This window comes from Stenotrophomonas aracearum (assembly GCF_031834615.1).
GTDB lineage: Bacteria > Pseudomonadota > Gammaproteobacteria > Xanthomonadales > Xanthomonadaceae > Stenotrophomonas > Stenotrophomonas aracearum.
The window spans coordinates 2965465-2988954 of the sequence record NZ_CP115543.1 but is presented as its reverse complement, the minus strand read 5'-3'; the positions used below and the strand labels follow the sequence as shown (position 1 = coordinate 2988954).

Annotated in this window: 23 protein-coding genes and 1 pseudogene; 19 read left to right on the top strand and 5 right to left on the bottom strand. The window is 65.6% G+C overall.

The features are described from left to right. Window positions 1-6 precede the first annotated feature (6 nt). The 18 genes and pseudogenes from PDM28_RS13645 to PDM28_RS13560 form a co-directional block, all read left to right on the top strand. Window positions 7-654: pseudogene (locus tag PDM28_RS13645) on the top strand (EscR/YscR/HrcR family type III secretion system export apparatus protein); the annotation flags it as partial. 14 nt (window positions 655-668) lie between these two features. Then, window positions 669-914 carry a type III secretion system export apparatus subunit SctS gene (gene sctS, locus PDM28_RS13640; RefSeq protein WP_343236712.1) on the top strand — a complete coding sequence of 82 codons (246 nt, stop codon included), beginning with the start codon at window positions 669-671 and terminating at the stop codon, window positions 912-914. A gap of 4 nt (window positions 915-918) precedes the next feature. Continuing rightward, window positions 919-1710, top strand: coding sequence for a type III secretion system export apparatus subunit SctT (gene sctT / locus PDM28_RS13635; protein WP_311182443.1), 792 nt, complete (start codon window positions 919-921; stop codon window positions 1708-1710). Continuing rightward, window positions 1707-2819: an EscU/YscU/HrcU family type III secretion system export apparatus switch protein gene (locus tag PDM28_RS13630; protein WP_311182442.1), complete on the top strand. Its 1113-nt coding sequence runs from the start codon at window positions 1707-1709 to the stop codon at window positions 2817-2819. Before sctT ends, PDM28_RS13630 begins: the two co-directional genes overlap by 4 nt. Window positions 2820-2902: 83 nt before the next feature. Next, a complete protein-coding gene (locus PDM28_RS13625) occupies window positions 2903-3436 on the top strand; it encodes a SycD/LcrH family type III secretion system chaperone (protein ID WP_102944448.1) in 534 nt (177 codons plus the stop codon). Continuing rightward, window positions 3433-5244: a type III secretion system translocon subunit SseC family protein gene (sctE, locus tag PDM28_RS13620; protein ID WP_311182441.1), complete on the top strand. Its 1812-nt coding sequence runs from the start codon at window positions 3433-3435 to the stop codon at window positions 5242-5244. Before PDM28_RS13625 ends, sctE begins: the two co-directional genes overlap by 4 nt. Before the next feature lie 42 nt (window positions 5245-5286). After that, window positions 5287-7653 (top strand): IpaD/SipD/SspD family type III secretion system needle tip protein, encoded by a 2367-nt coding sequence (locus PDM28_RS13615; protein ID WP_311182439.1) that lies wholly within the window; start codon window positions 5287-5289, stop codon window positions 7651-7653. A gap of 115 nt (window positions 7654-7768) precedes the next feature. Next, the gene (locus tag PDM28_RS13610; RefSeq protein WP_311182438.1) at window positions 7769-8785 is read left to right on the top strand and encodes an IpaD/SipD/SspD family type III secretion system needle tip protein; all 1017 of its coding nucleotides are present in this window, start codon (window positions 7769-7771) and stop codon (window positions 8783-8785) included. A gap of 28 nt (window positions 8786-8813) precedes the next feature. Continuing rightward, on the top strand, window positions 8814-11576 hold the full coding sequence (locus PDM28_RS13605) for a hypothetical protein (RefSeq protein ID WP_311182437.1): 2763 nt from the start codon (window positions 8814-8816) through the stop codon (window positions 11574-11576). Next, window positions 11573-11830 (top strand): acyl carrier protein, encoded by a 258-nt coding sequence (locus PDM28_RS13600; RefSeq protein WP_311182436.1) that lies wholly within the window; start codon window positions 11573-11575, stop codon window positions 11828-11830. The genes PDM28_RS13605 and PDM28_RS13600 overlap by 4 nt, the downstream gene beginning before the upstream one ends. 14 nt (window positions 11831-11844) lie before the next feature. After that, window positions 11845-12438 (top strand): lytic transglycosylase domain-containing protein, encoded by a 594-nt coding sequence (locus tag PDM28_RS13595; protein ID WP_311182435.1) that lies wholly within the window; start codon window positions 11845-11847, stop codon window positions 12436-12438. A gap of 132 nt (window positions 12439-12570) precedes the next feature. Next, a complete protein-coding gene (locus PDM28_RS13590) occupies window positions 12571-13749 on the top strand; it encodes a PrgH/EprH family type III secretion apparatus protein (protein WP_311182434.1) in 1179 nt (392 codons plus the stop codon). A gap of 27 nt (window positions 13750-13776) precedes the next feature. Further along, the gene (locus tag PDM28_RS13585) at window positions 13777-14100 is read left to right on the top strand and encodes an EscF/YscF/HrpA family type III secretion system needle major subunit (RefSeq protein WP_311182433.1); all 324 of its coding nucleotides are present in this window, start codon (window positions 13777-13779) and stop codon (window positions 14098-14100) included. Between the two features lie 71 nt (window positions 14101-14171). Then, the gene (gene sctI, locus PDM28_RS13580; RefSeq protein ID WP_311182432.1) at window positions 14172-14459 is read left to right on the top strand and encodes a type III secretion system inner rod subunit SctI; all 288 of its coding nucleotides are present in this window, start codon (window positions 14172-14174) and stop codon (window positions 14457-14459) included. Between the two features lie 40 nt (window positions 14460-14499). Beyond that, entirely contained in the window at window positions 14500-15288 is a 789-nt protein-coding gene (sctJ, locus tag PDM28_RS13575; protein ID WP_311182431.1) for a type III secretion system inner membrane ring lipoprotein SctJ, read from the top strand. Then, window positions 15278-15832 carry a hypothetical protein gene (locus tag PDM28_RS13570; protein WP_311182430.1) on the top strand — a complete coding sequence of 185 codons (555 nt, stop codon included), beginning with the start codon at window positions 15278-15280 and terminating at the stop codon, window positions 15830-15832. Before sctJ ends, PDM28_RS13570 begins: the two co-directional genes overlap by 11 nt. Beyond that, a complete protein-coding gene (locus PDM28_RS13565) occupies window positions 15816-16502 on the top strand; it encodes a hypothetical protein (RefSeq protein ID WP_311182429.1) in 687 nt (228 codons plus the stop codon). The genes PDM28_RS13570 and PDM28_RS13565 overlap by 17 nt, the downstream gene beginning before the upstream one ends. After that, a complete protein-coding gene (locus tag PDM28_RS13560) occupies window positions 16502-16798 on the top strand; it encodes a hypothetical protein (RefSeq protein ID WP_102944461.1) in 297 nt (98 codons plus the stop codon). The genes PDM28_RS13565 and PDM28_RS13560 overlap by 1 nt, the downstream gene beginning before the upstream one ends. Window positions 16799-16850: 52 nt before the next feature. On the opposite strand, the gene PDM28_RS13555 is transcribed toward PDM28_RS13560, so the two are convergent. From PDM28_RS13555 to trxA, 5 genes are all read right to left on the bottom strand, one after another. Continuing rightward, on the bottom strand, window positions 16851-18767 hold the full coding sequence (locus tag PDM28_RS13555) for a DUF885 domain-containing protein (protein WP_311182428.1): 1917 nt from the start codon (window positions 18765-18767) through the stop codon (window positions 16851-16853). Window positions 18768-18944: 177 nt separating this feature from the next. Then, a complete protein-coding gene (locus PDM28_RS13550) occupies window positions 18945-19622 on the bottom strand; it encodes a DUF502 domain-containing protein (protein ID WP_311182427.1) in 678 nt (225 codons plus the stop codon). A gap of 41 nt (window positions 19623-19663) precedes the next feature. Beyond that, window positions 19664-20116 (bottom strand): DUF4442 domain-containing protein, encoded by a 453-nt coding sequence (locus PDM28_RS13545; protein ID WP_070208387.1) that lies wholly within the window; start codon window positions 20114-20116, stop codon window positions 19664-19666. A gap of 68 nt (window positions 20117-20184) precedes the next feature. Then, on the bottom strand, window positions 20185-21813 hold the full coding sequence (locus PDM28_RS13540; protein WP_311182424.1) for a CHASE2 domain-containing protein: 1629 nt from the start codon (window positions 21811-21813) through the stop codon (window positions 20185-20187). 60 nt (window positions 21814-21873) lie between these two features. After that, window positions 21874-22731 (bottom strand): thioredoxin, encoded by an 858-nt coding sequence (trxA, locus tag PDM28_RS13535; RefSeq protein ID WP_311182423.1) that lies wholly within the window; start codon window positions 22729-22731, stop codon window positions 21874-21876. 58 nt (window positions 22732-22789) lie between these two features. Here trxA and PDM28_RS13530 point away from each other — a divergent pair, with 58 nt between their 5' ends. Then, window positions 22790-23410 (top strand): DUF998 domain-containing protein, encoded by a 621-nt coding sequence (locus PDM28_RS13530; RefSeq protein ID WP_311182422.1) that lies wholly within the window; start codon window positions 22790-22792, stop codon window positions 23408-23410. Window positions 23411-23490 lie beyond the last annotated feature (80 nt).

The window sequence follows — 23490 nt, the reverse complement described above, 5'->3', positions numbered from 1 at the left end:
AACAACGACATCTCGCTGATCGCGGTCATGTCGATGGCCGCGATGCTTCCGTTCCTGATCGCGGCCGGTACCTGCTACCTCAAGTTCTCGGTGGTGTTCGTGCTGCTGCGCAACGGGCTCGGCCTGCAGCAGGTGCCCTCGAACATGGTGCTCAACGCGCTGGCGCTGATGCTGGCCTTCTACGTCATGCAGCCGATCGTGCAGAACATGTACGACGCCTACCTCGCGCTGGACGCGCCGCTCAATTCGGTGGCCGCCGTGGTCACCTTCCTGGAAAGCAGCCTCGACGGCTACAAGGTCTACCTGGCCACGTATTCCGACCCGGAACTGCTGAAGTTCTTCGAGCGCGCGCGGCACGTCGAGCCCGGCATGCCGGTGCCCGACCTGGAGCCGCATGAGCGTTCGCTGTTCGCGCTGATGCCCACCTATGCGTTGAGCGAGCTGAAGGATGCCTTCCGTATCGGCTTCTACCTGTACCTCCCGTTCGTGGTGATCGATCTGGTGGTCTCCAGCGTGCTGCTGTCGCTCGGCATGATGATGATGAGTCCGGTGACCATTTCCGCGCCGATCAAGCTGATCCTGTTCGTGGCGATGGACGGCTGGAGCCTGCTCTCGCAGGGCCTGGTCCGCCAGTATCTCGACGTGCCGATGTAGCCATGGATTCCATCATGTTCATGGGCAACAAAAGCCTGATGCTGATCCTGCTGCTGTCCGCCGCTCCCGTCGCGGTGGCCACCATCGTCGGCCTGGCCATCGGTCTGTTCCAGACCGTCACCCAGCTGCAGGAGCAGACCCTTCCCTACGGTGCCAAGCTGCTGGCGGTGATCGCCTGCCTGCTGGTGCTGATGACCTGGATGAGCGCGCGCATGCTGGACTACGCACGGCTCGCGCTGCACACCGCGCTGAACGGGTAGGGAAGTGCAGCTTTCCCCGCTCGACACCGAACTGGTCGCGCTGGCGCGCGACCACGGCCTGCCGGCGCTGCTCGGCATGGCCCGGATCGGCGCCTGCCTGGTCTGGATTCCGTACCTGTCGCCGGGCGTGATGCCGGCCAAGATGACCCGGTCGGTGATCGCGGTGATGGTGGTGATCGGCCTGTGGCCGTCCACCGCCGGTGCCGCGATCCCGCCAGACATCCTGTCCATGGCCGGCGTGGTGCTGCGCGAAGTGCTGATCGGCACCGCGATCGGCCTGGTGGTGGCGCTGCCGTTCCACATCTTCCACGGCATGGGCGCGATCGTCGACAACCAGCGCGGCGCCGGCATCGGCGCCATGCTCGACCCGGTCAGCGGCATGGAAGCCACCGAGCTGTCCAACCTGCTGCAGCTGATGAGCGTGGTGGTGTTCCTGGCCACCGACGGCATGATCGTGCTGCTCGAAGTGCTGCAGGACAGCTACCAGCTGATTCCGATGGGCAGCGGCTTCACCCTCGACCTGGCGCGTCTGCAGAACTTCGCCGGCACCCTGCTGGCCGGCGCGGCGCGCATGGCACTGCCGGTGCTGCTGCTGTTGTTCCTGGTCGAAGTCCTGCTCGGCACGCTGTCGCGCTTCTCCCAGCAGATGAACCCGTTCTCGCTGTCGCTGGCGATCAAGTCGTTCATCGCCTTCATCGCGCTGCTGTTCTACCTGATGCCGACCATCATCACCCAGGTGCCGCTGATCCGCGACAGCACCGACGCGCTGCAGCTGCTGCTGGAGCTGCCGAAGTGAAGACCGAGAAGCCGACACCGCACCGCCTGCTCAAGGAATCCAAGAAGGGCAAGAGTTACGTCAGCCGCGACCTGGCCGGCCTGGCGGTGCTGGTGGCCGGGCTGGTCGCGCTGGCCACCATGACCTCCACCCAGGCGCTGCAGGGGTTCTATCGTGGCATGGCCGTGCGCGGCTTCAGCCTGACCCCGGCCGAGGCCGCCTGGCAGGCCACCCAGGCGTTCCTGTGGATTGCCGTGCCGGTGGGGGTTGCCGCCATCGTGGCGGCGGTGCTGATCTCATTGGTGCAGAGCCGGGGCGTGATCGCGGCCGAAGCGGTGCGCATCGACCTGGCCCGGGTGAACCCCATCTCCGGCTTCAAGAACCTGTTCTCGCTCAAGACCGTCAAGGGCGTGGTCAGCGCCACCCTGTACCTGCTGGCCGGCCTGGTGTTCGTGGTGCTGGCCTGGAACCTGTTCGCGCCCAGCCTGTTTGCCCAGGTGCAGATGCCCGACAAGGCGGCCGGTGCGCTGTGGCACAGCGTGGGCTGGCGCAGCACCGCGCTGCTGCTGGCCGTCTTGTCGCCGATCGTGTTTGCCGCCGCCTTCATCGAATACCGGCTGTACATCCGCGAGATGCGCATGGAGAAGCACGAGGTCAAGCAAGAGCACAAGGACCACAACGGCAATCCGGAAATCAAGCAGCGCCGCCGCCAGATCGGCGAAGAGCTGTCCGGCCAGACCCAGGCCGACATCGCCGGCTCCTCGCTGATCCTGGCCAACCCCACCCACATCGCGGTGGGCATCTTCATCCATCCGGACTACCCCGGCCTGCAGTTCGTCTCCCTGCGCGAGCGCGGCAACCGCGCACGCAAGGTCATCGCACTGGCTGAAAAGTGGGGCATTCCGGTCGTTCGCGACATTCCGGTCGCACGCGCGGTGTTCTTCAAGACCCGCCGCTACCAGTTCGTGCCGGCCGACCTCACTGCGCCGATCACCCGGATCCTGCTGTGGCTGAAGGACATCGAACGCAACAACGCGCCGCCGCCACCAGATTCCGGTCACGACGGCGAGAACGCGCCGGAATCGACACCCCCGCTTGACGGCACCCCGCCGCGCCCGTCCGCGGAATGAGGGAAACCCGAAAGTCCCCCCTTCGCATCCCCGCCAGACTGTGCGTGTCCTGCAGCGCCGTCGGCCCCAACCGGTAACCCACCATGACCCAAGCCCACGACGCCCCCACCGATTCCCAGACCCAACAGGCCCAGCTGGACGAACTGGCCCAGTTGTTGTTCGAAGGCGCCCAGAGCGGTGCCGCAATCAAGGATCTGAAGGGGGTCAGCGATGACCTGCTGGAAAGCGTCTACGCCTATGCGCACCGTTTCTACACCGACGGTCGCCTGGACGAAGCCGAAACGTTCTTCCGCTTCCTGTACCTGTACGACTTCTACAACGGCGACTACGCACTCGGCCTGGCCGCGGTGCTGCAGATGAAGAAGGACTACGCCAAGGCCATCGACATGTATGCGCTGGCCTACGCACTGCTCAAGGGCGACGAACGGCCGATGCTGCATGTCGGCCAGTGCCACCTGGCCATGGGCAAGTTGACCCTGGCCAAGGGCTGCTTCGAAACCGTGCAGCTGCGTTCCACCGATCCGGACCTGCTTGCGCGGGCCAAGGTCTACCTGCAGGCGCTGGCCAGTAACGGCACCGCCCCTCCCGATTCCACAGAGGACACCGATTCCGCATGATCATCACCGCTTCCGCCAGCCACACGCCGCTGGCCTTCACCGGCAAGACCGCTGCACGCGACGACGCGCCTTCCATCGCCGCCGGCTTTGGCTCGGCCCCGCTGCAGCAGGTCGAAGCCATCGACCGCAAAGTGCTGGAGTTGCTGGCCAAGGCAGCCGGTGACAGCAACAGCAGCAGCGCTGAGGCGGAAGCACCCAACCCGAATGCGCCGGTATTGCGCAGGGCGGACATGCAGCGCCTGGTGCGCGCCGCCGTGCAGGCCCAGGCCCAGGCGACCGGCACCACCCCGCCGCGCATGACGCCGGAAGCGGCGATGACCCTGCTCGCCATGCAGCTCAGCGAACTGGTCACCACCGAAAACTCCCGCAGCCTGTCCTCGCAGCTGGAACTGGTGAAGCAGCGCCTGGCCCAGCGCGCCGCGAGCGCGCAGGAGCTGGCCGAGGCCATTCGCCTGGCGCAGGAAGTGGTAGACGGGGCCATGGCCGACATGGGAGCGGCTGAGGGCGAGCTGCTTGCTGCGGCCGAGGCGCTGAAGGAGGCCGAAGCCGAAGTGAAGCGGCTGGAGAAGGCACTGGCCGAAGCTCTGCCGGAAGACCAGGAGGCACTTCGCGCACAGCTGGAAACCGCCAAGGGCAAGGCCGCCGAAGCTCAGACGCGGGTGGACGATGGCATCAGTACCCTCGTCCAGGCCTCGAACGCGCTGAACAAGGCGCTGGCCGATCTGGAAGACTTCAAGAGCCAGGCTGACAAACTGGACCCGAATGGCAGCGTAAGTGTCCGCGGCGATGAGAAAGCCCGTACCAATGCCGCTGCCCTGAGCGAACTGCTGGCCGTGCTGCAGGAAATCATCGGTAAGGCCAACGACGCCAAGCTGGAAGCCGACACCCGCCTGGTCCAGGAAGTCCTGCGCCTGCGCGAAGCCGAGAACCTGCGTCGCTCGCAGGAATACCAGGACGAACTGGCCAAGGCAGAGGCGGCGCAGAAGAAAATGGGCTGCATCGGCAAGATCATTGGCTGGGTCGTCACCGTGGTCGCTGTCGTCGCAGCACCCTTCACCGGTGGCGCCAGCATGGTGCTGGCCGGGATCGGCCTGGCCCTCGCCATCGGCGAAGAGCTGGGGCTGAACATCATGGGCAAGATCATGGAGCCCATCATGAAGCTGGTGATGGAGCTGGTGAAGGCGGTGGGCAATGTGATGGGGGACGTGCTGACCAAGCTCGGCGTCTCCTCTGCCTTCGTCGACAAGATCAAGGACGTGCTCGGCGTCATCGTCGTTGCCGCACTGATCATCGCCGCGGTCGTGCTCACCAAGCGCGTGGCGGGCACCGTGGCCGTGCAGCAGCTGGCCAAGGCGGTGACCCGCGCCGTGACCGACGCGATCAGCAAGGCACTGCCGCAGATGATCAAGATGCTGGCGCAGTCGGCCAAGAGTGCCGTGGATGACGTGGCCAAGGCCATCGCCAAGACGGCCAGCAAGGTGACCAGCAGCAACGCCGACACCCTGGCTACCCGCGCGGGCTACGCCACCAAGGCGTCGCACACCCTGCAGTTCGCCAACCAGACCAGCCAGGGCGTGGGCGCCATCGTGATTGCCGACATGCAGATCAACGCCGCCGAGTTGCTCGCAAAGCTCGAGGTCGGCCTGGCCGACAGCCAGATCTTCCGCGACCTGATCCAGAAGATCCTCGAGTACTTCATGCAGACCAACACCCTGGTCGCCGACCTCTTCAAGCAGATGACCAACGTGCAGGAATCGGAATACGAAACCGCGCAGTTCGTCACCTCCCGCGTCGGCCACGCTGCCTGATCGGCACTCGGCTTACCCCTCACTCTTTTCAAGGACAACGAAATGACCACCTCGATACCGATTCAGCACGCGACGCCGGTGCGGATGCTGGACCTGCTGAACCTGAAAGCCCCGGTTGAAACCACTGTCGAATCCACCCAGACGGTACCGATGGATGCGCAGACCCTGCGTACGCTCACCGAGGCCGTCGCCAGCAGAATGCTGGTGGAAGGCGAGAACGGAGACGGCCGCACCGCCGAAGCGCCGGTCGCGAACCTGCGTGCCTCCACCATTTCGCTGCGCGAAGCCAGCGAAAGGCTGGCCGGTATCGTCAGCGAGCTGCCCGTGATTCTCTCGGCGCTGCTGGGCACCCAGGATCCGCTCAAGAGCGAGGAGGGTGCGACTGTCCGCGCTGCGGAAGGGGCCGCCGCCCAGGCACCGCTCATCGCACCTCGCGATGGCGCCGCGATGGCTACAACCCCCGAGGGCACGACCGGCGTGGACGCCGACGTGGGCGACCGCTCCGCCAATGCCGGGGCCTGGATCGCGTCCAGTCCGTTCAGCAATCTGCTGGCACTGCTGCGCCAGCTGCTGCTCAAGTTCGAGAAGCTGGACCGCGACAACAGCACCAAGATGGTGATCATGCAGCGTGAGATCACCATTCTCGCCGGCGACAAGGGCGTGGAAAAGGCGCGAGAAAACCTGGGGGGTACCATCGGCGCCGCCGTCATGACCGGTGCGATCGGGGGCGCGGCGCTGAAGCAGACCTTCAAGTCGAACTCGATCCAGACCGACAGCATGAAGAGCAATCTCAATGCTGGCAACAACACCAAAGTCAGTGCGGAGGCTTCCTCGGGCGGCATTCGCAGCAGCGCCACGCCCAGTGATGAACTGCGTCCGGCCCGCAACCTCAACGGCAGCCCGGTCGAATCGGCACGGGGCAGCGAGCGCGCAGCGGCAGACCTGCAGGCAGATACCTCGGTCGACCGTCACGCCATCGACGCGACAATGAAGGCCACCGGTCAGAAGACCACCGAGGAAGCGCAGCAGCTCAACCACGGCATGGAAATGGCAAGGTCCCAGATCCCCGCCAGCCAGGGCATGATGCTGAACATGTTGGCTCCGGGCATCGGTGCCACTGTCTCATCGGGCGTGCAGATCGAGTCCGAAATGACCGAGGCCGAACGCCAGCTCGCACTGCAGGTGGCAGACGTGTTCCGTCGCATCGCCGACGAGCAGCAGGACCAGTCCGCCAAGACCCGCGACACGCGATGCCGCTGCGCAGCTGTTCGAAAGCATGCTCAACCTGATGTCCGGCACCAGCGCGCACATCATCTCGAAGTACTGAGGCACACCATGACGACCCCCATCGACACCGCCACTGCGGTCATGTCCATGCGCCCCCTGCAGGCACTGCAGGGGCAGGTGAAACAGGCAGCATTGGAAGCCCCGACGCTCGACCCCGAAACCCGGTCCCGAGTGCTGCAGCTAGGTCACGTCGCCAGAAGTGCACGCACTGCCTCCGCGCAGCAGATACGCCTCGCCGAGGAGCTCGCCACGACCGGGCTGTCAGCGGCGGGGCCGACAACGGCGGAGTCGCTGAACGACGCGGTAGCGATGGAAGAGCTGAAGCGCAGACAGCAGAAGGAATCCGAGCTGACCGCCGGGTTGCGCCACGCGTTGCAGGGCTCCTCCCGTACCCAGGACGACATGGTTCGCGCCATCGGCTTCCTGATGCCGCAGATGCTCATCGAAGACGAGGATTCGGTGGGCCTGCCGGGCTTCCAGTCGCCGATGGAGAATCCTGCTGATCTGGACATGAGCGGCCTGATCTGGAACTCGCATGCCGACTTCTTCGAGCAGATCAGCGCTCTTCTGGGCGTGTTGCAGACCGAGTGGTTGAGCAAATACCAGGATGCACTGTCGAACTTCCTTGAGTTCTATAAGGAATTCTCAGACATCATGGAGAAAATCGTCGTCACGGCGGACGGCGACAAGGGAAATGTCAAGATCGAGTTCAAGGAGGTTCGCGAGGCGTTGTACGCCCTTGCCAACAAGTACCGCTTTAGTGAGCCGCTCGCATTATTCTCGACGGAAGGGGCGGCCACAGCATTCAAGGAATCGTTGGGATTGCCAGGAATGAAGGTTCAGGCCTATGCGGATGGCACATATGGGGTCCTGATGGATGTCGATGCCGTCGATGACATCGTTCGGAGCATGTTTCACAACACAACCTATTGGGACTCAGCGGAGTACAACGCCTGGGTTTCAGCCAAAGACAGCAACATGGAGCAGATCAAGCACGTCAGCAAGGTGCTTGGCGAGAAGCTCAATGAAATGACCCAGAAGTACGACAACATCGTGAAGATCCTCAGCTCGTCGATTGACAAGATGTCTGAAGCCAACAACAGCTACGTGCACAACACCTGACCTGCGCGTACCGGCGGCGACTGAAACGCCGCGTTCTGTAGTAGTTCACCAGCTCCCGGGCGCCGGACAACGGCGCCCGGAATCCCCCTGGCGGTATGAAGCGAGGAACTCCACCATGGCAACCGCCATCAGTACTACGAACGCGCAGTTTGCATTGCGTGCCTTTGGAATCCAGACCGCCGAAACCCCGGCGGCCAGCCTTGAAGCAGCGTCTCTCGATCCCGAACTGCAATCGCGGCTTCGGCAGTTGAATGGAATGGCTCGCGGAGCGCAGCGTGACGCCATCGTCTTCGGCCAGATTGTTTCCGAACATGAGGCGGGACTTCCGGATCAGCGGGAAATGTTCGAGGCGGCGTACATGCGCACGCAGCAATCCCAGTCCGATCTCCTCCGGGCGCTCAACTTCCTGATGCCGCGTGCCTTCGGGGAGTCGGGTTCAGAAGAGGAGAGCCAGTTGGAGGAGGGCGGCTCCGGCAGCGCAAAGGACCTGGATGCGGGTGGACTGGTCTGGTCCTCCCACGCGCAGTTCTTCGAGCAGATCAGCGCCCTGATTGCCATCCTGCAGAGCGAGTACCTGAGCAAGTTCCAGGATGCGCTGAGCCAGTTCCTGGTCTTCTATGACCGCTTCTCCAACATCATGGAGATGCTCAAGCCGGTCGCCTCAGGCGACAAAGGCGACATAACGATCGACTTCACGCTCGTGCACGCAGAGCTCAAAAGGCTTGCGAATGAAACCCTGAACGACTCGATGGTGCTGGGAAAGTTCACGTCGCAGGCGGCAGCCGAGGCATTCATGAAGTCCGTGGGCCTTCCTGGCCTCAATCTGTATGGGCCAGGTGCGGACGGAGTGTACCGCCTGACAATGGATACATCTGCCGTGGACGACCTTGTATCCAGCATGGAAGACAAGAATGGCGATCCGCTGCCCAAGGACCACAAGATGGACAGCGCCCAGTACAACGCCTGGATATCCGCCAAGGACAGCAACATGGAGCAGGTCAAGCACGTCAGCAAAGTGCTGGGCGAGAAACTGAATGAGGCGACCCAGAAGTTCGACAATATTGTAAAGATTTTGAGCTCGTCCATCGACAAGATGACCGAAGCCAACATGAGTTACGTGCGCAACACCTGAGTTGCGTAATTTTACTGGAGATTTAGTTATGCCCGGTATTTCCAACGCGCTTTCAGGCGCATCCGCCGCTGCTCGTCCAGCGTCAACCCCCGTACTGCGCGCCATGCTCAGCCGGATGGTGCTCAACGACGTCAGAAATGGGGTGGGCCCGGCCCGTTGCCGGTTGACGCACGCGCGCGGAACGCATGAGCGCATGGCCTATGCGGATGCGATGAGCGTGTCCCGCAGCGTCATGGAGGCGGGCAAGGCATCGTTGTCCAGAGATGAGCAGGTGTCCATCGGAAAGGGGATTGACCTGCTCGGCACGAGGAGTGCCGAACAGCTGGGTCCCGTGCTGGTGGAGTACCTGACGACGTTTGGTGCGGTGCGTGGCGCAATTGTCGAGCTGCTGCGCGAAGGCGCGGATGCGGAGCGCCTGGCGCCGCTGTTGGACAAGTTCGACAAGAACCTTGTGACCATCGGAATCCGGATGGGGGAGTGCAAAGGCATCCCGGACGCAGCCAGGAACAAGTACACCGGGAAAGTGTGCGATGCGGTGGAAGCCGGCAAGAAGCTGATGGTCAAGTGCGCAGGCGAGGTGGGATCGGAAGAATTGCTGCGCGGTGTCGCGCAGTCCATTCTTCCCAATTCCATCCTGCAGAGCCTCACGGAACGTCAGCCGCATCTGGTGGAAGCCTTCCAGGAGCCCGATGGCGCAAAGAAGCTGCTCGACGTGATCGTGTCCACCGCCGCACACAAGCTGGAAGCTGGGTTGATATCACACATCGGAACGGGAGGCGCCGAGTCGTTCAGCGGTGCCGTTCTGGATATTCTGAAGACAGCGGAATACATCGTGCCCGGACAAAAGGGGCAGGCGGGCGAGTCACCCGCTGATCCGGTGGATGTCAACGCACCGGTTCGGCCGGACGAGCTGCGTAACCTCGCGGGGCCCGGCGCCCCCGTGCTCTACAACAACGTGCATTCGCCCGTGAAGGTGGTCAATGAGCTCGGCGATCTTGTCAAGTTCATGGAGCGCGATCGTTCGCTCCCATTGAACGAGGTGCGAAACCTGGTCAAGGATGCACACCGTATCGGCCAGAGGCTGGGCGCGACCCAGGAGCGGCTCCGGTCGCAGTCGGACCTCATTGCCAAACTGCTGGAGGACAATGCGCGCCTTCGGAACATCGTGAGTCGAACCGAGTTCGAGAGCAGGGGCACTGACGCGCGTAATGACCTTGATGGTCACACACTGCGGGAGCGCCACGCGACCCTATCCACCCAAAGTATCGACCTGGGCTCGCTTGACAGCCTTGGCACTCCCTCGCCCCGGCGCGTCGATGTGGCCGAGCGCAAGCAGCAGGGATCGAATGACAGCACGCAGAAGATCATCCGCCAGGATGATCGTACGGAAAACGTTTTGGAGCGCGGAAGCGGGAATGGCAATGATGGGACGCGTCGCACTCCGCGTGGATCGGAAGATCAGACGGACGGCCGTTCGTCGCCGCCGAAGCAACCGTCCGACCCGAAGCGGCCGGACGGTGGCGACCAGCTCGATCTGACCCGCTCTGATCGCAACCTTCAGCAGAAGGGCGACGACGACATGCAGCGCATCAAGAGCGATACCGATACCAACACCTCGATTAGAATCAAGCTTGATCGTACCAACCGGTTCAACGTATCCGGCGCGCCGGGTACCACCGACGATGTGGATCGGGAGTGGCTCAACTACCTTGCGGCACTCGACATCGCGCCCGCCGGAACGCCTGAGGATCCCTACCAGCCGGTAGGCCAGCGTTCCCTCTTCAACAGTTCCGAGGCTGCTGCTACGCGGCCGAACCGGACGCTGTCGGCGGTCGATCTGAAGCAGTATCTGGCCGCCCGGAAGCTGAAGGTCGCCCAAGGCGAGGCAGGCAGGAATGACCGGCCCGGCAACGTAGACTTCCGTCCCAAACCTGTGTCGGACGCCGTTCCGCGGTCCGCGGAGCTCGACCGGCTTGCGAGGTTGCTCTCCGGTCAGCAGTGGTTGGGACGCGATGAGCTGCGGATCGAGCCGCTTGCGCTTGGTGTGACGTCGACGCCGCTGCGTTCGCCGCTGTCGTCGCCTGTCAGCGATGCAGTCAGGCAAGCCGCCGTGCTTGATTCTTTGAACAAGCTCTCGGATGCGGAGCATCCTGAGTCTGATCGCGACGATGAGGGTATTGAAGTCAGCGAGACCCGCATGATTGCACCGCAGACTCCGCCCCGGATGTCGCCGCCCGAGCACGCCCGAGACGTAGTGTCCAATGCCCAACAGGTCCTCGCAGGACGTCAGAAGGAGCTTTCCTCTCCGCCTATTGTTTCGGTGACAGGGAAGAATCTGGAGCGCGGAGCGCCTGCGGGCATCCCATCGCAGCTGGCGGCGCTGGCCCGCTCCATCTCTTGGCCGCCGGGTTCCTCTGCCACGACGACAACGCTACGCAGTCGCTCCGATTCGCTGGCCAGTGTCAGTTCGACTGGCAGCCGCCCGGACCCGCTTCGTGACCGGATTGTCGCCGACTCGCGCTCTCCGCGAGGCACTGTTGAACGTCATGTCCGATTTGACGATAAGGTCGAGTACTTCTCCGATAGCGATAGTGGTGCGGGGGAAAGTGCTGATTCCGGCAATGAGTCGCCCCTTGGTCCGTCGAGCGCCGACTGGGAGCCCCAGCGGGTCGACCGTGTCGCGGACCGTGCGCCGGTTGAGCTGAAGGCACGCACGGCGAAGGCGCAGATGGGCGAGGTGATCGCCGAGCTCAAGCAATTGAGTCCTCGTCAGTTGCGGACGGCGCTGTGAACAACGTGTTGAACCTGCAGGACCTCCGCCGTCTGACGGCCGACCATCTTGGTCGGCCGTTGGAGGAGATAGGGTCGCAGCAGCGCCTGGTCGAAGACCTGGAGATCGACTCCCTGGAAATGCACGCGCTGCTGATCCAGATCGAGGAGGCCGGTGGAACACTGCCCGATGCTGAAGCGCTGCGCGACGTGGTCACCCTGGCTGACCTGCATCTCGCCATGGCCGGGCCGGACGCACCGCCGTGGTCGGCCTGAATGCAGGGCTGGCGATGGCGCTTCTCGCCATCGCCACGCCGGTTGCGGCCAGCCAGGTGTTCGCCAGCCTGGACCGTCATGGAAAACTGCAGGTCTCCGATGCCCCCCTCGCGGGGGCAACGGCGTTTGATCCGCATCGTCCCTTCGTGCCGGCAGGACCGAAGCCAGCGGCACGCGTTGCGACGGTGAAGACCGTCGCACCCTCCGCCATGCCCAAGGCGGCGTCCCGCTGGAGTCCGATGATCGAACAGGTTGCTGCTGAACACGGAGTAGACGCACGCCTGCTGCACGCGATCGTTCGCGTCGAATCCGCCTACAACCACCAGGCCCGTTCCCACGCCGGTGCGCTCGGCCTGATGCAGGTCATCCCGGCCACGGGCAAACGCTTCGGCGCCAACGACCTGTTCGACCCCCTGCAGAACCTGCGGGCGGGCACCGCCTACCTTGTCTGGCTGCACCGTCGCTTCAATGGCGACCTGACCCTGATGCTGGCCGCGTACAACGCCGGCGAGGTCGCCGTGCAGCGCCACGGCAACCGTGTCCCGCCGTTCAGTGAAACCCGACGTTATGTCGAGAAAGTCACGGCGTTGTATCGCGGCGTGCACTGACTACAAGAAAACGTAGTAATCGGACATTGAAAGATATTTCATGGAGGGGCTCCGGGGGAGCTGTCAGTCTGCGCGTCGTCGCCGCAATGCCTTGTGCAGCGGCCTTCTCGCTCCCGCTTTCCCCGGACTCCCATGCTTCCCGCGCACAAGTTGAAACTGCTTTCCGGCCAGCTCGATGGCGTGGAATTCACGCTCTCCCCCGGCGACACCGTCTTCCATGTCGGCCCGGCCCGCACCCTGCACCAGGGACAGCTGGGCACCACCCTGGCCAACGCCGACAACGTGTTCTACATTCCGGGTGACCTGTCCCCGGCATCGTTCCGGATCCACCTCACCGACGATGAGGTACGGCTCGAAGTTCGGGCGGAAGGCGCCGAGTTCTGGTCGCCGCAGGAACTGCCGCTCAACGCCGTGGTGCATGTGGCCGGGCTGGCGATGGCGGTGCGTGCTGAAGATCAATCCTGGTCGGCTGCGGTCCTGGACCATCGGCTGCCGGTGGTGGTGGACGAGGGCTTGACCCTTCCGCCCATCAAGCGACCCGCACGCGCGGGCGGCGTACGCCGCTGGGCCGCTGTCGCAGTGGTGACGGTGGTGCTGGGCGCCAGCGGCTGGTGGCTGTATGACACGCAGCGCCCGGCCACCCAGGTGCGCACGCTGGAAGCGGTGCTTGCCAAATCCCCCTACAACTACACCGTGGTGCACGACGCAACGGGACGCCTGTACGCCTTGGCCGACAACGCCGAAGCTGTGGCGTGGGGCCAGCGCGCCAGCCAGCGCGCCGGCCGGCTCCAGGATCAGTATCGCGACCGTCACGTGGAAGCGGCGCGCATCGGCAGTGTGCTCGACAGCGCCCGCGTCGACTACGCCATCGTGCGCCTGCGCAGCCCGCAGCGTCCGGAAGTGGTGATCACCGCGCTGGGCATGAACGATGTGGAACGCCGCCGCCAGGTGCAGGCGCTACTGGCGCCTCAGATGCCCTACGCAGCGGAGATCGACGTGCGCTCGGTCGGCGATGGCGAACTGGTGTCGCTGGCACGCGCCGAGCTGCGCGCGCGCGGCATCAGCACCCGCGCCGGTGGGCAGGCCGGGCGGGCCAGCATCTCCAACGACGTGTTTCTTGATGACGCCTCCCTGCACGCCATGGCGCGCTACCGCGACGACTTCGTGCAGCAGTGGGGCGAGCGCCGCGTGCGCATCAGCATCCGATTGTGGGACGACCTGTTGAAAGGGCGTTCCTACCAGTATTCCCAGGATCAACTGCTCTCGGTGGGCGAGGGTCGCTGGGAGTTTTCCACGGCAGGTAGCCGTTGACCTTTCTGTTTTTCTTGGAGCAAATACATGAGCATGGCAACTATTAATCCTGTCCCCGTTGGTGGCGACTTCGATGGCGACAAGCCCGACCCGAGCAAATCCTGGGGCTGGTTGGGCGATCACAGTGACCGTTTCGACAAGGGCGTGGAGAAGCTGAAGGGGGAACTCGACGCAGCCTTCGCAAAGCTGGCGGGGGACAAGGACGGCAACGGCGGCGACCCCACCAATCCGGCGCATCTGGCCGACTACCAGACCGCCCTGTCCGGCTACACCACCTACCGCACCCTGCAGTCCAACTCGGCCAAGAGCCTGTCGGACATGCAGAAGCAGAACGCCCGCAACCTGGGTTGATGACATCCGGTACCAGCAGCGCCGCTGCCGGTACCCGGACCGCAGGCGGAACCCCCGCAGGAGATACCCCCATGCAAGTGACCCCGATCGCGACCGAACTCAACGTGGGTGGCGACGCCACAGGCGGCACCATGACGCTGTCGGACCGCATGAGCCACGCCCTGGCCAACAGCTATGTCAGCGCCGGCCAGGACCTGGGCAGGATCCAGGCAGCCAGCAACAACGCCGACACCGCCACCAGCCCGGCCGCACTGATCGAGCTGCAGCTGAACCTGGCCGATTACACCAAACGCATGATCGTGGCGGCCGGCCTGGCCAACCACGCCAACAAGACCGTGGAGACGCTGCTCAAGTCATGAACATGCCGTCATTCACGGCCGCTGCGCGCCGCCTGTGCCGGTGGCGCGTGGTGCTCCCCTGCTTGCGGTGCTGCTGCTGGTCGGCTGCGCGCGCAAGCCACTGCTGGAAAACCTGGACGAGCGCCAGGCCAATGAAGTCATCGCCGTGCTGCTGCGGCATAACATCACCGCCGAGAAACTCAACGCCGGCAAGGGCGGTTACCAGGTGCAGGTGGCGCCGCGCGACCTGCCCGAGTCGATTGAACTGATGCAGCGCAATGATCTCCCATCGGCGCCGCGTAGCCAGGTCGCTGCCGCGTTCCCGGCCGACTCGCTGGTCAGCACGCCGCTGGGCGAGCGGGCGCGGCTGATTTCCGCCGTGGAACAGCGGCTTGAAGAATCGCTGGCGCTGCTCGACGGCGTGCAGTCCAGCCGCGTGCACCTGAACTACGACGCCAACCTGGGCACCGAGGGTCGCCGCGTTGAACGTCGCCGCATGCACGTGGCTGCCGTGATCGCGCATGACCCGGGCATCGACGCGGAAGTGCTGCTGCAGTCGGTGAAGCGCTTCCTGCGCAACACCTTCGACGGCATCGAGTACGACAACGTGTCGGTGATCCTGACCGAAGTAGAAGGCCCACGCACGCTGGCGGTGACCACCGGCAGCGAACGCAGCCTGCCGCTGGCATTCATGCTGCTCTGCGCAGTCGGCGCCGTGCTGCTGGTGCTGGGCGGCTGGGTCCTGGTCCGGCTGGTGCCGGCGGTCGGTACCCGTGTGCGCAGTCTCTGGCAGCGTGCCACCTTGCGTCGCGAAGGCCCCACCGGCTGGAGGCGCTGGCGTGGTGCATGACGCCATGCGCATCGCCTACGCACCGGCTGCCTACTATCGGCCGTGGCAGGCGCTGTACGCCAACGCCAGCCACGAGCAGCAGCGCTGGTTGAACACCGCGTTGATCCGCCAGCGACGCCTGCCGATGCCGGCGTCGCTGGCGCCACCGTCGGAGCTTCTGCCGCGGCGGTTGATTGGCTTGTGGCCCCGCCTGCCACAGGTGGCCAGCCTGATGGCCGCCGCGAGGCTGCGTGACTGGCTGCCATCGCAACGCGGCTGCGCGGCGCTGCCGCCCACGCTGCAGGCCTTCATGCGGGCCGGTCATGCATCGCAACCCGCGAGCGTGGTGCCGGAAACCACCGATGCCGACCTCGCCGACACCCTGCTGCTGTGGGGCGGGGCCGAAGTGCAGTCGCTGGCGCCGCAGTTGCCGAGCTGGCTCTCGGCCAGGCTGAGCCTGCCGTTTGCCTCGGCCCCGGCAGACCCCGCGCGCCCACCCACCGGCGAGCGCGCGGACCTCGATCTTTTCTGGACGGCGGTGACCTATGTTGAAAAGCTTTCCTGAGCACGTCCTGGCGCACGCCCAAGGCGGCGTGATCGCACCCAGCGCGCTCGGCCAGGCCGCACGCGCCGACCAGCTGGAATCGGCGGCGCGCCGTCGCGCCTCTGAAGTGCTGGGCGCGTTGCCTGGGCAGGTGGACGCCGCCACGACCGAAGCGCGCCTGGCCGGCTTCGGCCAAGGCTATGCCGATGCCATCAGTGAGGCGGTGCCATTGCTGGCCGCCGCGCTGGGCAATGTGCAGGCCGTGCGCGAGGCAGTGCTGGGCCAGGTCCGCGAGGTGATCGCGGCGAGCCTTACCGCCGAAGGCGTGGACGCGGCACTGGTGGTGCGGCGCTGCGAACAGTTGTTCGGCAACGCCGATTCCGGACTGGTCCTCTACGTCCCCGAGCAGATGTCGGCGCTGGGCGACGCGGTGCGGGCGCAGCTTGCGCAGAAGCCGGATGCGCCTGCACTGCAACTGCTTTCCGCACGTTCGGCATTGCCGATGCTGAAAGCAGGCCCGTTGTTGTTCGAACTGGACCCGGCGGGCGCCATGAGCGCCGCCGTGGAAGCCAGCGTGGACGCCAACGCACTCGAGGCGGCTGCGCGCCAGCGCGCCAGTGACTATGCCGCCGGCATCAATGCCCGGCTCAAGCGATTGCCGTTTCCCCAACCCGTGCATGGAGTGGAGTGATGTTCATTGAACCGTTGGGCGTTGCCATGCCCTTCAACCCTGATCGCCCGCAGGCCGAACAGGAGAACCTGATGCGGCGCCTGCGCGCCGCGATCGATGCGGCGTCGACCAAGCCGGAGGAGTCCGGGCAGGAAACCAAGCCGACGCCGGAGGACCCCGAGCATGAAACCAAGCCGATGCCGCCGGACATCGCCGAGCTGACCCGGCAGATGGCCGTGCAGTGGTGGGTCACCGAGTTCACCCAGAAGATGATCTTCGGGGACGACGAGATGATGCCGAAGCCGGACGAGTATTGACGTCCGGTACGGCAGATACAAAGCGGGCCGCGTGATGCGGCCCGCAATCGTTTCAGGGTGTCGGCGCCGTGGCGCCAGCGCCCGGTGCCGCCATCCAGCGCTCGATCTTGGCCTGCAGGATATCCAGCGGCATGGAGCCGTCGCGCAGCACCTCGGCGTGGAAACGACGTGGATCGAAGCTCGCCCCTTGCGCGGCCTTGGCCTTGTCGCGCAGCTCCATCATCTTCAGCTCGCCCAGGCCGTTGGCCAGGGTCTGGCCGGGCAGGGCCATGAAGCGTTCGACTTCGGCAGTGGCGTCTTCCACCGGCAGGTCGGCGGTCTTCACCAGGTAGTCCACCGCCTGCTTCTTGCTCCAGCCCTGCGCATGCACGCCGGTGTCGGCGACCATGCGCGCACTGCGGGTCAACGCACCTTGCAGGTAACCGATCCGTGCGTACGGATCCTGGTACACGCCCAGTTCGTCGCCGAGCGACTCGGCATACAGCCCCCAGCCTTCCACGAACGCGATATCCCCGCCAAGGCGACGGAAGCGCGGCAGCTTGTCCAGTTCCTGCTGGAGGCCCAGCTGCACGTGGTGGCCGGGAATGCCTTCATGCAGGTACTGCGCCGGCGCCGACCAGGTGCGGCGGCTGGGCAGGGCATTGGTGTTGACGTACAGCACGGCCGGACGCATGCCGTCGGGCAAGGACGGCTGATAGCTCACGGCAGCGGCGCTGGTCGCTCGGTCTGCTTCCACGGGCTGGATCTGCAGCGGCGCCTTGGGCAGGGTGTTCAGCAAGGTCGGCAGGCGAGCGCCCACCTGCTGCTGCAGCTGCTTGTAGCGCATCACCAGTGCGTCGGGCGTGTTGTACTGGAAATTCTTGTCGGTGCGCATGCTGCGCATCAGCTTGGCCTGCGAGCCTCGGATGCGGTTCTCTTTCATCACCGCCGTAATCTGCTCCTGCAGGCTGGTCACGCGCTGTTCGGCCAGCGCGTGGATCTGCTGCGGAGTGAGCGTGCTGGCGGTGGTCTGCACGATGTTCTGGGCGTACCAAGCCTGGCCGTTGGGCAGGGCCGACAGCCCGTCGGTGGTGCGGGTGGCCGGCAGGTACTCGGTGGCGATGAAACCGCGCAGCGCGCGGTAGGCCGGCATCAGCCGGAAGTCGATCATCCGCTTGTACTCGGCGGTGATGCGCGCCTTGTCCGCTTCGGAGAAATCGTCCGGCATGTTGCGGATCGGCGCCCAGAAGATGCTCTCTTCGGCGGTCGGCTTTAGCACCGCATCCAGCTGCGGCAGCACCTTTTCCATCAGGTCGCGCGGCTGCACCACGCCGGCGCGCATGCCTTCGCGCATGTTGGCGATGGCCTGGTCGAACAGCGGAGGAATACCCGCTGCGCGCTTGGACCAGGTGTCGTAGTCCTGCACCGTGTTGAACGGTTGCGCGCCTGAGCCGGAGCCCAGGATCGCCATGATGCTGCCCAGGTTGTAGTACTGGCTTACCGGCAGCATCCAGGCCGGGTACTTTTCGGCGGCCAATGACATGCGCGCGTCGCGCACGAAGATCTGGTAGCTCAGCAGGTCCTGGCCGGTCAGGCCGTCCGGGCCGATCTTCTCGACCTTGCCCAGCCACTCCTGGGTGAAGTCATGCGACTGCTGGCGGTAGGCGGCGGAGAGGATGTTGGGCAGCTGGTCGTTGTGGCGGCTGTCGCCCTGGAAGGTGGCCTGCAGCGGATTGAGCCGCATCGAGGCGTCCCAGTACTCGTCGTAGATGCGTTCGAGCTGGGCGGCCTTGCTCTGCTGGCGCACCAGTGGCTGGCGCGTGGGTGCGGCGGTGGGCCGGGCGCGCGGTTTGGCCTTCGGCTTGGCCTGCCGGGTCTGCGCGGCAGCCGGGCGGTTGGCCTTCTTCTTGGCGGCCTCGGCAGGCGCGGCGGCGCTGAAGACCAGCAGCGAGGCGATGGCAAGCGCCAAGGCACGGGCGGGGTAAGGCATGGAACGCTTCCGTAAATCCTATACAGACCCGGGAGCTTGCCTGATCAGCCCGCCCCAGACCAGCCGTGCGGGACGGGCCATACACCCTGCGTACGGCCGGAACATAGGGACGAACAAGGCCCGCGTAGCGACACGCCACGCGTGTCCCACGGAAAACCAACCGGAACCACTACCTATTCAGCGTTCCCCAGCCCGCGTAAACGGCACGCTCTCAGGCGCCACGGCGCCGCCGGAAATGATGAAACTCATCGCCTGGTCCACCGTCCAGTCAGTCGGGGTCAGCAGCTCCACCGGCACGATTTCCAGGTACCCCGAGGTCGGATTCGGCGTAGTCGGCACATACACCGCCGCCAGCTCGCGCCCGGTGCCCTGTTCACGGATCACCCGGGTCACCAGCCCCACCGCCTTCATGTCGCGGTGCGGGAAGTCGATCAGCACCACGCGCTGGGTAGTGCCCGGCTCGGTCTGCAGCATGTCCAGCAGCTTCTTGGCGCTTTCATAGATGGTGCTGGCGAGCGGAATGCGCTTGATAACCGCGCCGAACCAGCGCAGCAGGCGCTGGCCGATCACGCGCCGGCTCAGCACGCCCACGCTCAGGATGACCAGCAGGGTGGCGAGCAGGCCGATCACGTTCTGCATCCACTCGACCTTGACCCAGCCCAGGTAGTGCGGGAACGAAGCGGCGATCTGCGCCGACAACGGCACTACCAGCGGGCTGCTGATGCCCGAGAGCAGCACGAACACGAACTTGATGACCACCCAGGTCAGCCAGATCGGCAGCAGGGTGAGCAGGCCAGTCAGGAACAGGCGCTGCAGGGAAGGGCGCGGAACGAGGTGGGGGGCTTCGGTCGACATCGGCGCATTGTAGCGGGGCGGCGGGCTCGGATGACGTGCCGTTACCGGGCCTTCGGCTTCAGCCGCAGGTAAACCTGCTTGCGTACGCGGGCCACCACTTCGCCTTTTTCATCCACTACGTCGTTGCTGAACCAGTGGAGGTACTTCTCGCCACTGGCAGTAGCCGCGCGCAGCTCGTCCAGGATCGCATCGTCCAACCGGAACTCGGCGGTGACCGTGCCGCGGCCCGGCTTCAGAAACTCGATCTCCCCAGCCCGATCCCACACGTAGTAATCGCTGCCCAGATTCTGCATCACCGTCAGCATCCAGAACGGATCGGTCATCGCAAACAGGCTGCCGCCGAAATGCGTGCCTACATAGTTCCTGTTCCACGGCCGCATGCGCAGTTCGACCCGCACATAGCGGTAATCGGCACTGACCTCGGTCACATGGATGCCGGCAAACAGGAACGGCGGCCACAGGTTGATGCCGTGGCGAAACAGGCTGGCTTTCATGACGGACTGGGGCAGGGGAGGTACCCCGAAGCTTACCATTCGTTGGCGTATGGTTCGAGGTGGACGGCTTATTGGCCGGGTTCTTCCGCAGCGTAGCCGTCGCGGCCGGCGGCCTTGGCGCGGTACAGGGCGGCGTCGGCGCCTTCGAAATAGTGGCGCGGTTCGGTGATGGCGCTGGGAACGCGGGTGAACAGGCCGACGCTCAAGGTGATCTGTGCATCGTGGCCGTCGCCCAGCGACAGCGACATGGCGCGTACCGAGGCGATCAGGTCCTGGATCACCTGCACCGCGCCTTCGGAGGTGGTGTCCGGCAGGATCAGGGCGAATTCGTCGCCGCCGAACCGTGCGGCCATGTCGCGCGGACGACGGGCGTGGGCGCGGATTTCGGTGGCGATGCGGCGCAGTACCGCGTCGCCGGCATGGTGGCCGTGGCGGTCGTTGTGCTGCTTGAAATGATCGACGTCGATCAGCACCAGGGTCAGCGGGCGACCACTGCGGCGGCCGGCCTCGTGTTCCTGCTGCAGGGTCTGTTCGAAGCGTAGGCGGTTGCCCAGGCCGGTCAGCGCGTCGCTGTTGGCCTGGCGGCGCCAGGCGCTGATCCGCCACAGCACCCACGCGCAGATCACCGCCAGCATGCAGCCGAGCGCGGCGGCCGGTGCGAACCAGAACTGGCCGACGCGCAGCAGCGCGAAGCTGCCCAACAGGGTCAGCGGCAACGCCAGCACTGCGCACAGCAGCGCACGCGGCAGGGTCAGGCCGAGTGCGCACAACGCCACCAGCAGTGCGCTCAGTGCCGCCTGCCACGGTGGCGCCAGCACGTTGATGACCTTGCCACTGAGCAGCATCGAAGCCACGTTGGCCTGGTACTCGGTGCCGCTCATCCAATGCTCGCGCGTGGTCGGGGTGAGCAGGCGCGGGGCGATGCCGCTGGCGGTCAGGCCGACCAGCACCAGGCGGTCGCGCAGCACTGCCGGGTCGACCTCGCCATTGAGCACGTCGGCGTAGGACACCTGCGGGAACCGCTCGGGCGGACCGGCGAAGCGCACCCGCACGTAGTGGTTGCGGTGCCACTGATAAGGCGATGAGGTGTCGATGTCCGGGTCGCGCAGGCCCGGCAGCGGGCCGCGCAGGTTGGCCAGCGCCAGGCCGAAGGCGGGCCAGTGCGGTGAGCCGATTCCGGCGGTGAGGTACAGGCCACGCGCAACGCCGTCGGCCTCTACCTCGATGTCGCTGTGGCCGAGCGTGCTCGCGTTGGCGGCGATCAGCGGGATCGGCAGCAGTTCCTCGGCCATGCGCGGACCGCTGGCCGGCGCGGCCAGCACCGGCAGGACCACGTTTCCGTTGCGGCGGATCGCGGCGGCGAGTTCGGCGTCCTGCGCACTGTCCTGGCGGTCCGGTTCGGACAGCACCAGGTCCAGCGCCACGCGCTGGCTGCCGGCGGCGGTCAGGCGGTCGAGCAGGCGCGCATGGGTGGAGCGCGGCCACGGCCACTGCCCCAGCTGCTGCAGGCTGGCGTCGTCGATCGCCACTACCAGCAGGCGCGGATCGGGCGGGTACTCCCACGACCCCACGAACGTATCGAAGATCGCCTCGTCCTGTTTCCAGAACACCTGCGCGTAGCTGGCCAGCGCGGCCAACGCTCCCAGCAGCACCGAAATCAGGATGCGCCGGGGCCATGGGAGCGTGATCGGGTTCATACTCCGCTTTTACCCGGTAGCGCGCGGCTGCGCTACTGCTTTACGCGTAACCGCAGGGCTTCAGAACAGCAGTGCCGACATCGAACGACGGTAGCGACCGACCAGCGCGGCATCGTCGATCACCCGGAAGGCGTCGATCAGCAGCTTGCGCGGCAGCCCCTCGCTGTAGCTGGCGTCCTTCTGCAGCATCAGCAGGAACTGCTCCAGCGCGGCCTCGTCCTGGCCGCCCAGCAGCAGCTGCACGCCGCGCAGGTGGCGGGCCTGCAGGTCGTTGCCATCGGCCGCGATGCGCGCGTCCAGTTGCTCTGCGGCGGGCGCGTCCTGCAGCGCCTTGGCGAAATCCAGGCGGGCGCGGGCACGCACCGCGCGGTCGTCGGTGGAGAGGTTGGCCGGCAGCGCGTCGATCAGCGCACGCGCTTCGTCGGTGCCGCCGGTCTGCAGCAGGGCCAGCGCCAGTTCAAGCTTCAGCTCCTCCTTGTCCGGCTCGGCGGCGATGCTCGCGCGCAGCACGTCCACCTGCGCCTGCGGGTCCAGCGCGGCGGGCTCGGCGGCCGCTTCGGCCGGGGCTTCGGCCGGCAGCACGCCGTGCTGGGTCAGGAACTCGCGCAGCTGGCCTTCCGGCAGCGCGCCGGGGAAGCCGTCGACGATCTGGCCGCCCTTGACCAGGAATACGGTCGGTACCGAGCGGATCTGGAAAGCGGCGGCGATCTGCTGCTCCTTGTCCACGTCGACCTTGGCCAGCTCGAAGGCGCCGTTGTACTCGCCCGCCAGCTTTTCCAGCATCGGGCCCAGGGTCTTGCAGGGCTCGCACCAGGTGGCCCAGAAATCGACCAGCACCGGGGTCTGCAGGGACTTCTGCAGGACCTGTGCCTCGAAGGTCTCGGTGGTGGCTTCAAAGACGTAGGACAGCTCGCTCATGGTCGGATTCAACGGTAAAGATGTACCCAGTGTATGGTGCCGACCATATTCATAAGCAATGCCCATGATGAAAACACTGCGACGTTTCGATCCACTGCTGGGCGCCGTGGGCGCGGTCCTGTTCCTGGCCTCGGTGCTGGGCTTCGGCGCGGCCCTGCCGGGCTACCTGCCGCTGGGCCACCCGGTGGCCCTGCTGGGCGCGATCGGGGTGCCCCATGCCGGTGCCTTCGACCTGCTGGGCTTCGTGCTGCCGGGGCTGCTGGCCGCCGCGGTGGCGCTGCGGCTGCTGGCGCGGGTGCCGGTGACCGCGCCGTGGACGCTGCGCGTGGGCGGGCAGATGCTGGTGCTGTCCGGGCTGGCCTTCGCCGCGATGGGCGTGCTGCCGCTGGACGCCAACGATATCGAGAGCCCGGCCAGCCAGTACCACGCCAGCGCGTGGATGGTCTGGGTGCTGGCGTTCGTGCCCGGCGCACTGATGTCCGGTTTCGGTGCACGGCGCCTGCCCGGATGGGGCCGGCTGGTGGCATTGCACCTGGCGGCCGGCCTGGCCGTGCTGGTCGGGGCGTTCGTGCTGCAGGCGCTGATCCCGGCGCCGGTGGCGCAGCGGGTGGCGTTCGTGGCCTGGGCGCTGTGGCTGGCCGCCGCGCTGCCGGTGGCCAGCCGGGTCCACCACCGCTGAGTTGACGGTTCCGGCCGGAATCGACGCGGTAATGCGCGCAGGTATGCCGCCTGCGATCTGATTGGAAAGGTTAATTCCCT

Bases quoted from the DNA above. Each gene is read 5' to 3' on its own strand.
- sctS (WP_343236712.1), top strand. From the start codon at position 669: ATGTTCATGGGCAACAAAAGCCTGATGCTGATCCTGCTGCTGTCCGCC.
- PDM28_RS13625 (WP_102944448.1), top strand. From the start codon at position 2,903: ATGACCCAAGCCCACGACGCCCCCACCGATTCCCAGACCCAACAGGCC.
- sctE (WP_311182441.1), top strand. From the start codon at position 3,433: ATGATCATCACCGCTTCCGCCAGCCACACGCCGCTGGCCTTCACCGGC.
- PDM28_RS13615 (WP_311182439.1), top strand. From the start codon at position 5,287: ATGACCACCTCGATACCGATTCAGCACGCGACGCCGGTGCGGATGCTG.
- PDM28_RS13610 (WP_311182438.1), top strand. From the start codon at position 7,769: ATGGCAACCGCCATCAGTACTACGAACGCGCAGTTTGCATTGCGTGCC.
- PDM28_RS13605 (WP_311182437.1), top strand. From the start codon at position 8,814: ATGCCCGGTATTTCCAACGCGCTTTCAGGCGCATCCGCCGCTGCTCGT.
- PDM28_RS13595 (WP_311182435.1), top strand. From the start codon at position 11,845: ATGGCGCTTCTCGCCATCGCCACGCCGGTTGCGGCCAGCCAGGTGTTC.
- PDM28_RS13590 (WP_311182434.1), top strand. From the start codon at position 12,571: ATGCTTCCCGCGCACAAGTTGAAACTGCTTTCCGGCCAGCTCGATGGC.
- PDM28_RS13585 (WP_311182433.1), top strand. From the start codon at position 13,777: ATGAGCATGGCAACTATTAATCCTGTCCCCGTTGGTGGCGACTTCGAT.
- sctI (WP_311182432.1), top strand. From the start codon at position 14,172: ATGCAAGTGACCCCGATCGCGACCGAACTCAACGTGGGTGGCGACGCC.
- PDM28_RS13560 (WP_102944461.1), top strand. From the start codon at position 16,502: ATGTTCATTGAACCGTTGGGCGTTGCCATGCCCTTCAACCCTGATCGC.
- PDM28_RS13555 (WP_311182428.1), bottom strand. From the start codon at position 18,767: ATGCCTTACCCCGCCCGTGCCTTGGCGCTTGCCATCGCCTCGCTGCTG.
- PDM28_RS13550 (WP_311182427.1), bottom strand. From the start codon at position 19,622: ATGTCGACCGAAGCCCCCCACCTCGTTCCGCGCCCTTCCCTGCAGCGC.
- PDM28_RS13545 (WP_070208387.1), bottom strand. From the start codon at position 20,116: ATGAAAGCCAGCCTGTTTCGCCACGGCATCAACCTGTGGCCGCCGTTC.
- PDM28_RS13540 (WP_311182424.1), bottom strand. From the start codon at position 21,813: ATGAACCCGATCACGCTCCCATGGCCCCGGCGCATCCTGATTTCGGTG.
- trxA (WP_311182423.1), bottom strand. From the start codon at position 22,731: ATGAGCGAGCTGTCCTACGTCTTTGAAGCCACCACCGAGACCTTCGAG.
- PDM28_RS13530 (WP_311182422.1), top strand. From the start codon at position 22,790: ATGCCCATGATGAAAACACTGCGACGTTTCGATCCACTGCTGGGCGCC.